The organism is Ensifer sp. LC163 (assembly GCF_001695855.1).
Lineage (GTDB): Bacteria > Pseudomonadota > Alphaproteobacteria > Rhizobiales > Rhizobiaceae > Ensifer.
Genome location: NZ_MBSS01000066.1, coordinates 181,475 through 198,552, shown reverse-complemented (window position 1 = coordinate 198,552; position 17,078 = coordinate 181,475). Strand labels below are relative to the sequence as shown.

Genomic DNA, 17,078 nt, shown 5'->3' with positions numbered 1-17,078 from the left:
AGAAAGGAGATCGGAATGACAACAGCACTTTCAACGTCGAGCGTAGGTGAACGGCTCGGCTTCCGCGTCGACGGCATGGATTGCGCAAGCTGCGTCGGCAAGATCGAGACTGCGTTGGGCCGTTTGGGGGAATCTCCGACGTCGCCGTCAACTTCGCCAACGAGACATTGGCGCTTTCGCGCGACCCCTCCAGCAAGACGACAGCGAAGGACATCGCCAGGAAGATCCGTTCGCTAGGATTTGATGTCACGGAGCTGTCGGCATCCGCAGTCCCTTCGGCGCCAGCCGAGCGCTCGGGCTCTCATACCGGGCATGACCACAGCGGCTGCTCCGGCCATCATGACCACGATCACGGCCATGTGGAGCACGATGACCGCGGCTGCTGCGCCGCCGACGATCACAAGCATGATCACGGGCATGGTCATCATGATCATGATCACGGAAGTTGCGGCGGACATGATCACGCGGCACATGCTTCCACCCCACGCGCCGCGCCAAGCTCCCCGCCCAACGTTTCGATGCGGGTCGAGGGTATGGATTGCGCGAGCTGCGTCGGCAAGATCGAGGTCGCGCTGGCCCGCATGAGCGACGTCTCGGATGTGCGCGTAAACTTCACGACAGAAACGCTTGAGCTCACGCTTGCCGCCGGCTCGATCGCCAAGGTCGGCGACATTGAGAGGATGATCAAGAGTCTCGGCTTCGGGGTGTCTGACACACGCCAGATGTCGTCTTCATCCGACGCTGCTGTCGAGGTCGTACCGGGGCCGGCGATGCGCAATCAGCGCTGGTGGCAGACCCGCAAGGGCAAGCATGTTCTCGGTCTCGGCCTACTAATGGGCTCGGCTTATGCCATCGCCCAATTCATCCCGCTCTACGCGGAATGGATCTTTGCCGCTGCCGTCGTGGCAGGGGTTATCCCGTTCGCCCGCAAGGCCTTCGCGCTCGCAATGTCCGGGTCTGCGTTCTCGATTGAGACGCTGATGTCGGTGGCCGCAATCGGCGCCCTTGTCATCGGCGAGGCGGAAGAAGCCGCTGCGGTCGTATTCTTGTTCGCTGTCGGCGAGCTCCTTGAAAGCGTGGCCGCAGGGCGGGCGAGGGCCGGCATCAAGGCGCTTGCGTCACTCGTGCCGAAGACGGCGGTTCTGATTGACCCCAATGGTGGCCAGCGTAGCGTTCCTGCGGCTGCCTTGCGCGTGAACGATCGTGTGCTGGTGCGTCCGGGTGACCGCGTACCGGCTGACGGGCAAATCGTCCAGGGGGCCTCCAGCCTGGACGAGTCTCCCGTCACCGGCGAATCCATGCCGCGTGCAAAGGCAAGGGGGGACAGCATTTTTGCCGGTTCGATCAACGTCGACGGTGTTCTTCAGGTTTGCGTCAAGAAAACGGCCGCCGACAACACCATCTCGCGCATCATCCATCTCGTTGAGCAGGCTCAGTCCTCCAAGGCGCCGACCGCACGCTTCATCGAGAAGTTCAGCCGCTACTACACCCCTGCCGTGATGCTCATCGCGGCCCTGATTATCATGGTGCCCCCCGTGGCCATGGGCGCGGACTGGGATACGTGGCTATACCGCGGCCTCGCGCTGCTGCTGATCGCTTGCCCCTGTGCGCTGGTACTGTCCACCCCCGCCGCGATTGCCTCGGGCCTGGCTGTCGGCACACGCCGCGGCCTGCTGATCAAGGGAGGCAACGCGTTCGAAACCATCGGCAAGGTCAACGCCATCGCCTTCGACAAGACGGGCACCTTGACCGAGGGCAAGCCGCGCGTCACTGAAGTCTTCGCTTGTGGGAAGAATGAAGAGAACGACGTTCTTGCCTTTGCCGCGGCAGTAGAGAGTGGTTCGAACCACCCGCTTGCGCGGGCGATCATAAGGCATGCGGAAGCCGCCGGGATCGCTATCCCACCCGCAAACGACGCATCCGCGACGGCCGGCAAGGCGGCACATGCCACGGTCGGTGGCCGTCGCCTGGCTATCAGCTCTCCGACACATGCCGAAACGGCGGCAACCCTCGGGGTCTTGGAGCAAAAGGCCATCGAGAAGCTTGAGGAGGGCGGCAATACCGTCGCGGTTCTCTTCGACGAGCAGGCGAGGGAGGTCCTTGGTCTTGTCGCCCTGCGCGATGAGCCGCGACGTGATGCGCGCGAGGGTGTCGGCCAACTCAAGGCAATGGGCATTCGCTCTGTCATGCTGACCGGCGACAATCGACGCACCGCCCAAGCGATCGCCAAGGACCTCGGGATCGAATGGAAGGCCGAGCTGCTACCCCAGGATAAGCTTAATCTCGTCAATGAGTTGAAGCAGAAGTCCAAGGTGGCCATGGTCGGCGATGGCATCAACGATGCCCCGGCTCTGGCGACGGCCGATGTCGGCATCGCCATGGGTGGCGGCACCGACGTGGCGATCGAGACAGCGGATGCCGCCCTTCTGAAGAGCCGTGTCACCGACGTCGCCCATCTCGTGGCACTTTCGCGCGCTACCATGGCCAATATTCACCAGAATGTGGTCTTTGCTCTGGCGCTGAAGAGCCTCTTCCTGGTCACCAGCATCCTCGGCATCACGGGTCTCTGGATCGCTGTTCTCGCCGACACTGGCGCCACCGCGATCGTGACACTGAACGCGCTGCGGCTTCTGCGCTTCAAGGGCGCGAAATCGGCCGATGGTGGCCGGGACGAAGGCTTGCCTTCGCGCCCACTGGTCCCGGCCGAGAGCCGTTGACTGATCGCGTCAGGCAAGCCGCCGATCATACGTGATTGGCGGCTTTCCACCTGCTGGACCACTTCGCAGCAAAGCCGATCCACGGCGCCCATCCGAAGACGAACTCCTCTCATCCAAACTATGTCGGCGAAGTAAAGCATGCCGTTGGCCGCGACGGATGCGTCACGGGCCTCTTCGGAAATAACTTTCTAGGGGCCTTGACCTTTCCATCGTTGGAAACCGCACCTTCGTCAAAGAATCGTCCGCTGCCGTCGCCTGCCGGCCGGGCGCGTGCACAAATGAAGGTGAACGAGCATGAGTAAAAAAGCCGCCATCCTGTTCTTAGCCGGTGTCGCCGTCGCCGGGGGCACTTTTGCCCTTGTCTATGGCGATGAAGCGGGAACCTACACCAGTCGCCTCTTTGAGCTTGCCTCGTCGGCCAGTGCGTCCGAGGCAGTCGCGGCCGGAACCGGGGGAACGCCCACGCCCCAGGTTCCGGTCGCCGAGGTTATCACACGCGAGGTTGCGCCTTCGGTGGAGTTCACCGGCCACCTCGAAGCGGCCAAGGCGGTTGACCTGCGCCCGCGTGTCGGCGGCGCCATCGACGTCGTAAGTGTTCCCGAAGGCGGTCTCGTGCGCCCGGGTCAGCTCCTGTTCCAGATCGACCCCAGGCCGTTCCAGGTTGCCCTGGATGCCGCCAAGGCTCAGTTGAAACAGGCGACCGTTCTGCTTGATCATGCAGACATCGCTTTCGGGCGAGCCGAATCGTTGGCGCCGAACGGCACGGTGTCGCGCAAGACCTTTGACGATGCTGAGGCCACCCGCCGCCAGCGCCAGGCACAGGTCGAAATCGCCAAGGCAGCCGTGGCCGCCGCCGATCTCGATCTGTCTTTCACGCGCGTCACGGCTTCGATTGGCGGGCGGGTCGACCGGGTGCTTGTCACCGAAGGCAACCTGGTTACCGGCGGCAATGCGGGAGCTTCTACGCTTCTCACCACGATTGTCTCGACGGACCCCGTCCACGTCTATTTCGATATAGACGAGGCCACCTTTCTCGATTTCGTTGCTCGGGCCCGCCCAAACGAGAGCGAAAATGCAACCGAGAAACTACCGGTGCAGGTCGGTCTTATGACCGATGCCGGTTTCCCCCATGCCGGCGTCCTCGACTTCATCGGCAACCGTGTCGAACGGAGCACCGGCACGATCCGAGCCCGGGCCATCGTCCAGAACCCGGATGGTCGGCTAGCTCCCGGTCTCTTTGCGCGGGTGAACCTGGTTACGGCGGAGCCGGCTCACACCGTGCTGATCGACGATCAGGCGATCGGTATCGATCAGGGCCGCCGCTATGTGCTGGCGCTTGGGCTCGAGAACAAGGCCGAGTACCGCCCGGTTGAACTCGGACCGATGATCGACGGTTTGCGCGTTGTCTCTAGCGGCCTCAAGCCGGGCGAGAAGATCATTATCAAGGGGCTCGTTCGTCCCGGAATGGAAGTGGACCCGCAGATGATTTCGATGCTGCCAGCCCAATCCGCCGATGGCGACCGGGCGGCGGCTGAAACCCAGGAGGCGCGTCGATGAATATCCCTCGCTTCTTCGTCGATCGCCCGATCTTCGCGGTCGTTCTGTCTGTCTTGATGCTGATCGCCGGTGGCCTGACGCTCCTGAAGCTGCCATTGAGCGAGTACCCCCAGGTGACCCCGCCCACCGTGCAGGTCACCGCAAGCTATCCGGGCGCCAATCCCGAAGTGATCGCCGAAACGGTTGCCGCACCACTGGAACAGGTGATCAACGGCGTCGAGAACATGCTCTATATGAGCTCGCGGGCCGCGACCGACGGACGCATGACGCTGACGGTGACCTTTCAGCAGGGCACCGATCCCGACATGGCGCAGATCCAGGTGCAAAACCGCGTGTCGCGCGCGCTTCCGCGTCTGCCGCAGGAAGTGCAGCGGATCGGCGTCGTGACGCAGAAGACCTCGCCCGACATCCTGATGGTCGTGCATCTCGTCTCGCCCGACGAGCGCTATGATCCTCTCTACCTCTCGAACTTCGCCACTTTGCAGGTGCGCGACCAGCTTGCGCGCCTGTCAGGTGTGGGTGACGTTCTGGTCTGGGGTGCTGGCGAATATTCGATGCGGATCTGGCTCGATCCGGCCAAGGTGGCGGCGCGCGGCCTGACTGCCTCCGACGTGGTGGCGGCAATCCAGGAGCAGAACGTCCAGGTGGCAGCCGGCTCGGTCGGCCAGCAGCCGGACGCCTCGGCGGCGCTCCAGGTCACGGTCAATACCCTTGGCAGGCTTTCGAACGAGGAGCAGTTCGGCGACATCGTCGTCAAGACGGGTGTCGACGGCCAGATCACCCGTCTGCGGGATGTTGCCCGTATTGAACTTGGTGCGGACTCCTACGCGCTGCGCAGTCTTCTTGACGGCAAGCCGGCGCTGGCGCTGCAGATCATCCAGAGCCCCGGCGCCAACGCGCTCGACGTGTCGAGCGCCATTCGCGGCACCATGGAAGAACTACAGAAAGGTTTTCCTGAGGGTATAGAGTATCGCATCGCTTACGACCCTACCGTCTTCGTCAAGTCTTCTCTGGAAGCCGTGGTGATGACACTGCTCGAAGCCACCGCGCTGGTCGTGATCGTGGTCGTGCTCTTCCTTCAGACTTGGCGCGCCTCGATCATCCCGCTGGTTGCCGTGCCGGTATCGTTGGTCGGCACATTCGCCTTTATGTACATGTTCGGCTTCTCGCTGAACACGCTGTCGCTGTTCGGGCTCGTCCTGTCGATCGGGATCGTGGTCGACGACGCCATCGTCGTCGTCGAGAACGTCGAGCGTCACATCGCGCTGGGCGAAACGCCGAAGGAGGCAGCGCGCAAGGCCATGGACGAAGTGACCGGACCGATTATTGCCATTACTTCGGTGCTGTCGGCCGTGTTCATTCCGTCAGCATTCCTGTCCGGCCTGCAAGGGGAGTTCTATCGGCAGTTCGCTCTCACGATCGCAATCTCGACGATCTTGTCGGCGGTCAACTCTCTCACGCTTTCTCCTGCGCTCGCAGGCGTGCTCCTGAGGCCGCACCACGGCGACGTGAAGCGCGACCGGCTGACGATCATAATCGACACCCTGTTCGGGCGGTTCTTCCGGTCGTTCAACCGCTTCTTCGACAGCGCCTCGAATGCCTATGTCTGGTCGGTGCGCCGCGCCGTGAGGCTCAGCGCGCTCGTCTTGCTTGTCTACGCCGGCCTGGTCGGAATGACATGGATGGGGTTCCAGACTGTGCCCAACGGGTTCGTGCCGGCGCAGGACAAGTATTACCTTGTCGGCATCGCCCAGCTTCCGACCGGAGCCTCGCTCGATCGGACCGAGGCGGTCGTCAAGAAAATGTCGGAGATCGCGCTTGCCGAACCGGGCGTTGAAAGCGTCGTCGCGTTTCCGGGTCTTTCGGTCAATGGCATGGTCAATATTCCGAACGCCGCGGTGATATTCACGATGCTCAAGCCCTTTGACCAGCGCAAGGATCCATCCCTGTCGGCGTTTGCCATAGCTGGTCGCCTGATGGGCAAGTTCAGTCAGATACCCGATGGTTTTGCCGGCATCTTCCCGCCACCACCTGTTCCGGGCCTTGGCTCGACCGGCGGTTTCAAGATCCAGATCGAGGATCGGGCGGGACTTGGCTTCGAGGCGCTGGCGCAAGCGCAGGGCGCGATCATGGGCAAGGCGATGCAAACACCTGAGCTGGCTGGCATGCTCGCGAGCTTCCAGGTGAATGCGCCGCAGGTGCAGGTGGACATCGACCGGGTGAAGGCGAAGTCGCAGGGGGTGCCGCTCAACACGATCTTCGAGACGTTGCAGGTCAACCTTGGCTCGCTCTACGCGAACGACTTCAATCGTTTTGGCCGCACCTACCGCGTAATGGTCCAGGCGGACGCGCCATTCCGTATGCAGCCGGAGGACATCGGCCGACTGAAGGTGCGGAACGCGGCGGGGGAAATGATCCCGTTGTCGGCCCTGCTGACCATCAAGCACAGCTCCGGGCCGGATCGCGTCATGCATTACAATGGGTTCCCGTCGGCCGATATCAGCGGTAGCCCGGCGCCCGGATACTCGTTCGGGCAAGCGACCGCAGCCATAGAATGGGTCGCATCGGAAACGTTGCCACCCGGCATGGCCTTTGAGTGGACCGAGCTCGCCTATCAGGAGAAACAAGCCGGCAACACGGCTCTGTACGTCTTCCCACTGTCTGTTCTGCTCGCGTTTCTGATTCTCGCGGCGCAGTATAACAGTTGGTCATTGCCGTTCGCCGTGTTGCTGATCGCCCCGATGGCGTTGCTTTCCGCGATCGCAGGCGTCTGGTTCACGGGAGGCGACAACAACATCTTCACGCAGATCGGCTTCGTCGTTCTCGTGGGTCTCGCAGCCAAGAATGCCATCCTGATCGTCGAGTTCGCCAGAGCGAAGGAAGACGAAGGCGTCGATCCCCTGAACGCCGTGCTGGAAGCAGCCCGGCTTCGCTTGCGGCCGATCCTGATGACCTCACTCGCCTTCATCGCCGGTGTCGTGCCGCTTGTTGTTGCCACGGGGGCTGGTGCCGAGATGCGGCATGTCATGGGCATCGCAGTCTTCGCCGGCATGCTCGGCGTCACCCTGTTCGGCCTCGTCCTGACACCGGTGTTCTACGTCGTCGTGCGCCGCCTGGCGATCAGCCGCGAGGCGCCAACGAGCTCCGGTCCGGCCCTGGAAACGCACGTCTAGGCGATTCGGTGTCTGAAGCTGCACAGAGGGCCTGTCGCTGCCCCTGTGCAGCTTGACGTGCCCAAGGCGCCGCCAGTTCCTAGGGTTGCGCATGATGAAACGAAGCCCCATGACGTTGAGCATTGGTGAATTGTCTGCCGCGACTGGCGTCACTTCCTATTCGCTGCTCGGAATGTCAGCGTGCAAATTCCAACCGTGGCACCGTCAAGCCTCAATTTCTTCATCTCAAGGACTTGACCTTGCAACGGTAGGAAGCCCCATTTGTCGTGGAGGCAAAAACAAGGAGCCTCCATGTATCTCTTTACTGTTCCCAACATGACGTGTGGCGGTTGCGCCAAATCGGTCGCCAGAGCGCTGCAGAGCGTCGATGCTGGCGCGAAAATCGAGACCGATCCGCCGAAGCGGGAAGTCCGAGTCCAGACCTCTGTGAGTGAGGCGGATCTGCGCGCGATTCTGTTTGAAGCCGGCTATCCGGTCGAGGATGAGACGGATGCCGCCTGACGCATTTCGCTTGTGTCAGCGCAAGCTTGCGCTGGTGATGCAGGCGGCGGCGGTGCCTTTGGCAATCTAAGCAAGAGGGCAGCTTTCCGGCTGCCCTCTGTGTTTGTGTCTGGGTTCTGGCTGCCGTCGCAAGCCAGCCAGAAGCGGTACAGGAGAGCGGCTTTCCAAGAACACCTCAATACCGAGGTTGCCGCCGCTGAAGGTCAAGGGTTGCGCAGCAGGCTGAGGATTCTCATTCACTGTGAAGACGGACCGATCTTTCCAAGACGCTTGAACTGTCACAATCACTTGTAGCCACCAATTGCGGCTCCTTCGCGCTGTGCGCCTGGTGACACGCGTCCGACTTTCAAGCAAATGTTCTATGAAATACCCGACAGGCGAGGGCGGCGTCTCAGCGCCTGCCCGATCGGCGTAAAAATCCCCACCGCAACCAGGGCGATTTAAAGGGATCGGGGAAAACATAAGGCGCTCGTAACATGCGGCGATCCCGCCGAGGTCTATGGGAGAGGGGGTTGGTTATCCAATCCCGACGCTCGGAGCTGTAAATGGCGAGGATGGGAAGGACGACCTCTGGAGGGTTGTCGTTGCACCGCCTGCCTCGTAGGCTTCTTCCGAAGGGACAGTGCCATCCGCTTCGTGCTGTAAATACCAGATATCAATCGGCAAGCGCCGTCCAGCGAGCGCTACTTCATTCTGTACCGTCCACAGCGCCCGTGGTGCAGGTTTGCGCAACTGGTTGATCAGCGCCGATGAGACAACAAGCGGCGAACTCAGAGCCTTCGTAAGTGCCTCAAGTCGCTGGGCGACATTGACCGCATCTCCAATGACTGTGAATTCGCTATGGCATCCGCTGTCCAGGATGCCGCCGACAACTGACCCATAGTGCAACCCTATGCCAGCGTTTAGGGCGGGAAACCCGCTTAGTAAACTCTGGTGCTTCCAGTCGCGCAATGCATGGACGAGGTCCAGAGCACAAGCCAGCGCACGGTCCGCATCATCCTTCATTGCTGTCGGTTGCCCGAACACCGCCATGACGCCATCACCGATGAACTTGTCGACGGTTCCGCCGTGCTCGAAAATAACTCCGGATACGAGATGACGGTATTGTGCCAGGACTGTTGCGAGTTCTCGAGCCGGTGCTGTCTCAGCAAAACTGGTGAAGTCGCGCAGGTCGACGAACATGATCACGGCATTGCGACGTTCGAGTTCGAGGGCCGAACTTCCCTCCTGAAGATCGGCGACGACGAGTGGCGAGAAGAACCGGGAAAGATTCAGGCGTCGCCTGTCTGCCAACAGCGCCTCCTTTCGCGTTCTGTCGTGATCCCTAGCCAAGAGGTAGATGGCAAAGGCGGTGAAGCCATAGCTCACCGTGAGGCCAAGGTCTTGATTGAAAAAGGAAGCAATGAACGAAACTGCGTTAGCCGTTTGATGCCTGGCCGCGGTAACCGCAAGCATCACGACCCAGGCAACAAGGACGATGCCTGAAAAGACAAGGACCAGCCGACGGTCGAGCTTCAGACCAACATGATTGAGGAGAATGAACGCGACAACGAGACCGGTGGTTGTAACATTGTGGTTCTCGGTGGTTGGACCGCCAAGAATGTGGGCGTAGAGGATCAGCGCGACCAGCAGCGCATCAAGAACGACAAAAACCGTTATTAGCCAGGATCGGCCGGGCAGGAAGCGGGCACGCGTCACAGATGCGATGCTGATGATCAGGTAGCAGAGGACGACGGCGAAATGTGTTCCTTCGGCCCCCGCATCCCCACCAAGCAGGAAATTGGCGAGAAGGATGATGAAGGCGACGAACCGCAGAAGTATTGAGCGGATTTCCCGCTCGAAATCCCAGTCGGCGCTGAGTGAGGACGTCATGTTCTTCTCTGAACGGGCGGGTCGGTTTTGGAGCCTCTCACGGTCAGCCAAGCCCGCTTGCTCTAGGCATCATGAGGGACAAGCCGCGGCCATATTTGAGGCCGCGCTCTCGTTTGTTTCCTATTTGGCCTGCGTGACCGTCAACGTGCCATCGACGCGCTCGGCGATGAACTCGACGCTCGCGCCTTCCCAAAGCTTGTCCATAAGTGTGCCATCCTGAACGCGGAAGACCATTGTCATCGCTGGCATCTCAAGGTCTTTCAGTTCCTCATGAATGAGTGTGACTTTCTTCGCGTTCACGTCCACATTCTTGACGGTTCCCTCGCTGAACTCCGCTGCGAGTGCTCCGTCGACCAAGCCGAGCGCGACGGCGGAGGCAAGCGCAAGTTTGATGAGTGCTCTCATTGTTCCGTTCCTTTCAACGTGAATACTTGGCAGCGACGCGGACGTCGCCGTGCATTCCGGCGTCCAATGGTCGAGCGCGACGCGCGTCGATTCTGCGGCGCAGCTCGACCTGCCCGCTTGTCGAAACAGCGCTTGGGACCCTTGTAGGGCTTCCAACGATAGTAAGGTCAAGAGGTTGCACCGCGAACGCCCAGAGGCCCGCGAAAGGAACAGACTTGGATGAATTTACGCCATTTGCCGTGCTTCTTGGATGGTAGCGTCGCCTTAGATTATTGAATGACGCAAGACGCGATATCAAGCCCGCGTCAGGCGGCCATCGACAAAGCGATTTCGTTCCACACCGACCTGGCTGAAGCACGCAGTTCGCGGTGATCTTCGGCCGTGAGGTGTTCGCGCTGGAGATGGAAGAGATTGGAAATCGGACCGTGGATGGAGACGAAACGCCAGCATTGCGCCGGTGACTTGAACCGGATCATACCCCGCTCCCGTCGTCGTACGGCCAGATGCGAATTCTCTGCCCGATTGTTGAGGTCCTTGTGCGAACGATGCTCGATACCGGGCATCAACTGGGTTTGCCCTTTGACCACCGCCACAGTGAACGCGCAAATTCCGGGCCGAATTTCAAAGTCCATTCCGAGACGGTCTGGAACGAGACCTCGATACCGCGCTCGGCCAGCAGATTCTCGACATGGCGCAGTGATTGCCAGGCTTCGGCATCTGCCCCGAAACGTACCGATGCCCGCCGCCGCCAATGCGGCGGCGGGCGGATGTTGCCGGCTTCAGGATTGTGCTGCCTTAGCTCGTTGCTGGCGATACTGTACGGTCGGGAGGCCGCCCCAGCCCCAGTTGTCGAGATCAACCTCTTCGATCACCACGTAGGTCGATTCAAGTGGCTTGTTCAGGACGTTGAGGAGCACCTCGCTGACACCCTTGATGATCGCGGCCTTCTCTTCTGCGGTGACCGAATTGCGGCTAGGTGCGCTTCCCTCGCGGGTAACCTGTACGGTGACGATAGGCATTGCAGTCTCCTTTTCGAGAGTGATTTGGCATTGTTTCACGGCGACCGCGCGCATAACTGCGGCGCGGTGCCTTTGACGTACTGATTACCAGCGCCCGGCGTTCTGGCCGCCGTCGACGTGGAGGATCTCGCCGGTCACGAAGCCCGCGTTCTCCAGGTAGAGGACGGCGTCGACGATATCGCGCGTTTCGCCCATCCGACCGACGGGATGCGGGGTCGAGAGCGCCGCGTGCGTTTCAGGCGGATGCATCGGGGTCTTGATGATGCCCGGGGAGACCGCGTTGACGCGCACGCCGCTCTTGGCGAATTCGATGGCCAGTGCCTGGGTGACAGAGTTCAGGCCACCCTTGGTCAGCGAAGCGAGCGCGGCCGGCACGCCGGCGATGGGCTGATTGACGAGGCTCGTGGTGATGCTGACGATGTGGCCCGAGCCCTGCTTCAGCATCTCGGCGGCAGCGCGCTGAGTGATGTGAAAGAAGCCGGCGACGTTCACGCCGAGGTTCTGATCATAGTCTTCCTGGGTGAAGTCAATGAACGGCTTGGCGGTGAAGACGCCGGCATTGTTGACGAGCGAGTCGATGCGGCCGAATCGCTCCAACCCCTCGCGGACGACCCGCTCGGCGGTTTCCGGCTTGCCGATGTCGCCTGCGACGGTGTGGATGCCGGCGTCGGCACTTTCCTTGATCGACCGGGATGTGGCGATGACGCGGTAGTTGCGGTCGCGATAGGCGCGAACCAGAGCGGCGCCGATGCCTTGCGACGCGCCGGTGATAATGACGACCTTCTGTTCGGTGCTCATGTCGTGATCCTCTTTCGATTGCAGCGGCGCCTCATTTGCGTCCGCCCGACGCCCTCGGCGTTGGTGCAATAGATTTAGATCCATCCGTTATTTGGGAGAATTGCCGATGATTGACGGACACTCGACCGTATATCGGCATAATTATCTGAGCGGGCCGGCTTCGGCTGCCAAGCGTGCGAACTCTGAGCGCAGGCGCGGCGTGGCGAAGTCGACGAAGGCGCGAACCTTCGGCACAGACATGCGGCCCTGTGGCGCGATCAGATGAACCGGTAGCGGTGGGTGCTCGGCATCGGCGAGCACGATCTTCAGCCGCCCGTCTCTCACATATTCCGCCACGTGATAGGAATAGAGCCTCGTGAGACCGCGGCCGGCGGCCGCCGAAGCGGCCGCGGCGCGCACGCTGTTGACGATGCATCTCGGGGTGAATTGGACCGTCCGCGGAATGGACGAGCCCTCAGCCGGCGTGAAGTTCCAGGAGTCGAAGCCGAAATTGGTGAAGGCGACGATCTGGTGTTTTGCGAGGTCCGCTGGCGTTTCGATGCGGGGATGCGTGGCGAGATAACGTGGCGAAGCGACCACGACACGCCGGACATCGCCACCGAGCCGGGTGGAGATATGGGATGAATCGGCGAGATGGCCGATGCGCAGGGCGATATCGACGCCTTCGTCCACCAGGTTGACGAAGCGATCGAAGAGCAGGAGCTGGGCGGAAACCGCCGGGTGCAGATCAAGAAAGTCGTCGAGGATGGGCCGCAGCACCTCTTCGCCCACGATTGGCGGTGCCGAGACCGTTAACATTCCGCGCGGAGCCGAGCGCTCGCCGCCGGCAAGCATGTCTGCTTCCTCGATATCGACGAGCACCCGCCGGCAGGCGGCGGCATAGCGCTGGCCGGCCTCGCTCAGTTTGAGTGTGCGGGTCGTGCGATGCAGCAGTTCGACGCCCACATGCGCCTCCAGGAAGCTCAGCGCCCGGCTGACCGCCGTCGGCGAGCGCCTCAACCGGCGGGCGGCGCCAGCCAGGCTGCCTTCGTCGATTGCCGTGATGAACACTTTCATTGCATCGATGCGATCCATTGTTCTGCCGATCTTCGGGATAGTGACTGCCGATTGACGAGTATTCACCCGAAATTGGCCATAAGTAAATATGGCTGCAGACCCAACCGCGTGTACGCCAACAGATCCAGACCCGCACGCTCAACGAAGGAGACGCGACGATGAAAACCTTCAGCTTCCGGAAACGAGCCGTTCTGCTCGCCACCTCGGTGATGCTCTACTCGTCCACGCCAGTTTTCGTGCCACCCGCGACGGCAACGGACCGCGTCAAAGCACAAGTGGTGGCGGTCGAGGAAACGGCGAAGATCCAGCTAACCCGTAAGAGCGCCGCCTACTGGCAAGTCACCTTTAACAACCCGCCGCTCAACATCATCGGGCCTACCGAAGTGCGCGAGTTGGTGAAAATTCTCGAGCAGGCCGAAGCGGACCCGAACGTCAAGGTCATCGTCTTCGACAGTGCGGTACCGGGCTATTTCATCGCGCATTACGACCTGCTGAAACCGCTCGAAGCGTCCACCGGGATGGAGCCGGGGCCGACGGGCATGCATCCGGTGCCCGACCTGATGGTCCGCCTCAGCCGTCTCAAGGCGGTGACGATCATATCCATTCGTGGTCGAGCCAGTGGCATCGGCAGCGAACTCGCTCTCGCGGCAGACATGCGTTTCGCCAGCCGTGAGAATGCCGTGCTGTCGCAATTCGAAGTCGGCGCGGGGTTCGTCCCGGGTGGCGGCCCGATGGCCTACCTGCCTCGCCTGGTCGGTCGGGGTCGCGCACTCGAGATCCTGATTGGCGCCGATGACTTCAACGGCGAACTGGCCGAGCGTTACGGCTATGTCAACCGCGCCCTGCCAGACGTCGAACTCGATGGTTTCGTCGACGCCCTGGCAAGTCGCATTGCGTCGTTCGATCAGCACGCAATTGTCGAGACGAAGAAACTGGTCGATCTCGCCAGCATGCCTCCCGAAGATGAAATGCAGCCAGGATGGGATGCATTCATCACCTCTGTCCAGCGTCCTGCTGCACAAGTGCGGGTCAAGGCCCTTGTTGAACAGGGGCTTCAGCAGCCCGGCGACGTCGAGAAAAGTCTCGGCGCATACACGGCCAAGTACCGGGACTAGGCTGCAAACTCCGCGCCGTCGCCGATTTAAGGATAAAGCATGCAGCAAATTCAAAGTGCTACAGCGACCTTTGTGCGTCTGATAAGACGCGCGGCGCCGTAGTGCAGTTCGCTCAGCGCGACGCCCGGACCGTATGTATCGCGGTCCGGGCGTCGCCTTTGGTCTTTGTCAAGCGTCCGTGCGGACACCAGTCATTTCTTCGCTGACAGCCCAAAGGTAGTCGGCAGTCTGCCGGTCGATGGCATATGGCTCGACGCCGGCCACGCGGTTGAGCGTCGTGCTCCTGGCAATGGAGAAAGTGGTGCTCTCGGGAAGCACCGGCGCGACATCCGAATCCATACAGAAGACACCGCCCTTTCCATCGAGCTGCGGGCTGGTCGCACACCAGACCTGCGTCGCAGCGCCCTGTGGCACGGACTTCAAGTCGCGCAACGGATCGAGGATTGGTTCGCCGTTTTGATCCAGCACGCCGTGGGCTTGCAATGTCTCGACTGTGAGGTGGCGAGTGAGCCCGGTTCCGACGATGCCGCCCGGATGCAGCGAAAAAGCGCGGATACCGTGCTCCTTCCCACGTTGGTCCAGCGCCACGGCAAAGAGCACGTTCGCCGTCTTGGACTGGCCGTAGGCTTTCCAGGGATCATATGCGCGACGCTCGAAATTGATGTCATCGAACACCACCGGCGAAAAACGATGGCCGTGCGAGGAGACGGAAACGACGCGCGCCACTTGAGCACGCACCAGGGCTGGCCAGAGCCGCGCGGTCAGTTGAAAATGGCCGAGATGGTTGGTGGAGAACTGAATCTCGTTGCCGCGTGCGTCCCGCGTCAGATCGTCCAGGGCCATGATCCCGGCGCTGTTGACGAGGATGTGCAGCGGCAGACGCGAAGTATTGAAGTTGCGGGCGAATGCATCGATGGAGTCCGGATCGGCAAGGTCCATCGGCTGGACCTCGATGCCACCGCTGATTTCGGCGATGGTCGAGCGTGCACGGTCGACATCGCGAGCGGGTACGATCACCCGCGCGCCGGCCAAGGCGAGGGTGCGCGCTGTATCGAGGCCAAGGCCGGAATAACCGCCCGTGACGATGGCGACCTTGCCTGAGAGATCGATGCCGCGGATGACATCAGACGTGGTGGAGGCGGCGGTGAAGCCGGAGTTGATGGGCTGTTGCGCTGTGGACATGGTTGGGTCTCCAGTTGTGTACTCCAGAGATACCGGCGGCCATCCGAATTATGAATGCTTGATAATCCGTATTACTTTCGCCATAGTTCAAGAATGAGCCGTGATCCACTATCCGCAGTCCTGTCGCTGATCGAAGCGCGCGCCGTCTATGCTGGCGGCTTCACTGCCGGTGGCGATTGGGCCATCCGTTTTCCGCCTCCGGAGAAAATCAAGTTCTTCGTTATTGCGCGCGGTGCGTGTGTCATTGCCGTCGATGGGTTTTCCAGTGCCTTCCATCTGCGCTGTGGTGACGTCTTCCTTCTGTCGGCGCGCGCGTCCTTTATCGTTGCCAGCGATCTTGCCGTGCCGCATGTCGATGCGCGACAGGTGTTCGAGGGAGCCGACCCCCTGTTGGCGGCTATCGGGCAGGGCGACGACTTTCTGTTTCTGGGGGGTCATGTCGACCTCGGCTCCGCGGGTGGGCGCCTGTTCGTCGACAATCTGCCGCCGGCCATTCACTTGCACGCGGAGGACTCGGGCGTCGGCCAGTTGCAGTGGCTGATCAGGGAGCTCGTCCAGGAAACCATGGCCGCCACGCCGGGTGCGGATGCTGCCTGCTCTGGGCTCGCCCATCTGATGTTTCTGCAGATCCTGCGGAGTTATCTGTCCAGGGAGCGTGGCGTCGATGTCGGCTGGCTGCGCGCCGCCTGCGACGCGAGACTCGCGCCGGCGCTCGGCCTTATGCACAGCGACCCCGCGCGCAACTGGCATCTACCGGAACTGGCGAAGGAGGCGGCTATGTCACGGACGACCTTCGCGACTTATTTCAAGGCCGTCGCCGGGGTTAGTCCGCTCAATTATCTTGCCGAATGGCGAATGCGGCTTGCGGAAAGGCGGCTGCAGGAAGGAGGCCAATCGGTCGCGATGATTGCCCAGTCCGTCGGCTATGCATCCGAAGCGGCATTCAGCACGGCATTCAAGCGGGTTATGGGCCACTCACCGCGACGGCGGTCGCAGGCAAAACAGCGGCGTACGGGTCTGGCGGCGACGGCTTTTCCAGGAGAATGAACTGGCCCCTTCGATTGGAGCGCGACAGACCGATATATTCTGTCATGGCTGTTCTTCGTTAGATGCTGGGCCCGGCGTCCAGTCGTGGACCGCGCTGTCACAAAACCTTCATGCAATCTTCATCTTCGATTGGACTTTGATTAACCCAGGGTAGCTAAACGGCAAGGATCACGTGAAGCCGGAGTATGGCAGTGTCATTCGTATCCAAACCTAAGATCGCTCACCGTGTTTTTCTGCTCGCATGCGTGGCTCTCGCTGGGCTTCTGACGATTTCGGGCATACTCCTCGCCCAACGAACGATCGAGGCGGGCTACCGCGCCACGGCTGAGCGATTGTCGCAGCGCGAAACCGAGATCGCCCGAACGATGGGCCATTTCCGCGATACGCTTCTTTGGGAGCAGGACTTCCTGCTGCACCGGCAAGCCACCTCGGTGGAAAAATTCGACCGAGCGCTTTCCGACGCGACCACCATTGTCGAGGCGCTGAAGGCAACGGCGCCTTCGCAGGACGCCGTCGACCTGGACGCGCTGCAGTCCGGCCTGAGGAAGTACGCCACGGCATTCTCACACCTGGTCACCAAGGACAAGGACCTCGGATTGGACGCATCGAGTGGACTGGAGGGCGCCATGCGTGAGG

Annotated in this window: 14 protein-coding genes and 1 pseudogene; 7 read left to right on the top strand and 8 right to left on the bottom strand. The window is 61.4% G+C overall.

The genetic code is table 11. The annotated features are described in order from the left end of the window. Nucleotides 1–15 precede the first annotated feature (15 nt). Nucleotides 16–237, top strand: coding sequence for a heavy metal-associated domain-containing protein (locus BC360_RS33085; RefSeq protein WP_320416837.1), 222 nt, complete (start codon nt 16–18; stop codon nt 235–237). On the opposite strand, the gene BC360_RS33080 is transcribed toward BC360_RS33085, so the two are convergent. After that, complete coding sequence (locus tag BC360_RS33080) at nt 234–428, bottom strand: hypothetical protein (protein WP_208858225.1); 195 nt, start codon at nt 426–428, stop codon at nt 234–236. The genes BC360_RS33085 and BC360_RS33080 overlap by 4 nt on opposite strands. 90 nt (nt 429–518) lie before the next feature. Between BC360_RS33080 and BC360_RS28435 the strand changes: the two genes are divergently transcribed. The 4 genes from BC360_RS28435 to BC360_RS28415 all read left to right on the top strand — a co-directional run bounded on the left by BC360_RS28435 (nt 519) and on the right by BC360_RS28415 (nt 7,948). Next, on the top strand, nt 519–2,717 hold the full coding sequence (locus BC360_RS28435; RefSeq protein ID WP_065797706.1) for a heavy metal translocating P-type ATPase: 2,199 nt from the start codon (nt 519–521) through the stop codon (nt 2,715–2,717). 294 nt (nt 2,718–3,011) lie between these two features. Next, entirely contained in the window at nt 3,012–4,274 is a 1,263-nt protein-coding gene (locus BC360_RS28425; protein ID WP_065797704.1) for an efflux RND transporter periplasmic adaptor subunit, read from the top strand. Next, nucleotides 4,271–7,447 (top strand): efflux RND transporter permease subunit, encoded by a 3,177-nt coding sequence (locus tag BC360_RS28420; RefSeq protein ID WP_065797703.1) that lies wholly within the window; start codon nt 4,271–4,273, stop codon nt 7,445–7,447. The genes BC360_RS28425 and BC360_RS28420 overlap by 4 nt, the downstream gene beginning before the upstream one ends. Before the next feature lie 291 nt (nt 7,448–7,738). Next, the gene (locus BC360_RS28415; protein WP_065797702.1) at nt 7,739–7,948 is read left to right on the top strand and encodes a heavy-metal-associated domain-containing protein; all 210 of its coding nucleotides are present in this window, start codon (nt 7,739–7,741) and stop codon (nt 7,946–7,948) included. 516 nt (nt 7,949–8,464) lie between these two features. On the opposite strand, the gene BC360_RS28410 is transcribed toward BC360_RS28415, so the two are convergent. The 6 genes and pseudogenes from BC360_RS28410 to BC360_RS28385 form a co-directional block, all read right to left on the bottom strand. Further along, nucleotides 8,465–9,820, bottom strand: coding sequence for an adenylate/guanylate cyclase domain-containing protein (locus BC360_RS28410; protein ID WP_065797701.1), 1,356 nt, complete (start codon nt 9,818–9,820; stop codon nt 8,465–8,467). A 120-nt stretch (nt 9,821–9,940) separates the two neighbouring features. After that, nucleotides 9,941–10,225, bottom strand: coding sequence for a copper-binding protein (locus tag BC360_RS28405; protein WP_065797700.1), 285 nt, complete (start codon nt 10,223–10,225; stop codon nt 9,941–9,943). A gap of 305 nt (nt 10,226–10,530) precedes the next feature. Continuing rightward, nucleotides 10,531–10,925, bottom strand: a pseudogene (locus tag BC360_RS28400) (IS6 family transposase); the annotation flags it as partial. 79 nt (nt 10,926–11,004) lie between these two features. Continuing rightward, a complete protein-coding gene (locus tag BC360_RS28395) occupies nt 11,005–11,244 on the bottom strand; it encodes a tautomerase family protein (RefSeq protein WP_065785814.1) in 240 nt (79 codons plus the stop codon). An 84-nt stretch (nt 11,245–11,328) separates the two neighbouring features. After that, the gene (locus tag BC360_RS28390; protein ID WP_065797698.1) at nt 11,329–12,042 is read right to left on the bottom strand and encodes an SDR family NAD(P)-dependent oxidoreductase; all 714 of its coding nucleotides are present in this window, start codon (nt 12,040–12,042) and stop codon (nt 11,329–11,331) included. Between the two features lie 141 nt (nt 12,043–12,183). Next, complete coding sequence (locus BC360_RS28385) at nt 12,184–13,116, bottom strand: LysR family transcriptional regulator (protein ID WP_065797697.1); 933 nt, start codon at nt 13,114–13,116, stop codon at nt 12,184–12,186. 140 nt (nt 13,117–13,256) lie between these two features. Here BC360_RS28385 and BC360_RS28380 point away from each other — a divergent pair, with 140 nt between their 5' ends. Further along, nucleotides 13,257–14,213 (top strand): enoyl-CoA hydratase/isomerase family protein, encoded by a 957-nt coding sequence (locus BC360_RS28380; protein WP_244512954.1) that lies wholly within the window; start codon nt 13,257–13,259, stop codon nt 14,211–14,213. 168 nt (nt 14,214–14,381) lie between these two features. On the opposite strand, the gene BC360_RS28375 is transcribed toward BC360_RS28380, so the two are convergent. After that, the gene (locus BC360_RS28375; RefSeq protein ID WP_065797696.1) at nt 14,382–15,395 is read right to left on the bottom strand and encodes an oxidoreductase; all 1,014 of its coding nucleotides are present in this window, start codon (nt 15,393–15,395) and stop codon (nt 14,382–14,384) included. Nucleotides 15,396–15,449: 54 nt separating this feature from the next. Between BC360_RS28375 and BC360_RS28370 the strand changes: the two genes are divergently transcribed. Further along, a complete protein-coding gene (locus BC360_RS28370; protein WP_065797695.1) occupies nt 15,450–16,442 on the top strand; it encodes an AraC family transcriptional regulator in 993 nt (330 codons plus the stop codon). Nucleotides 16,443–17,078 lie beyond the last annotated feature (636 nt).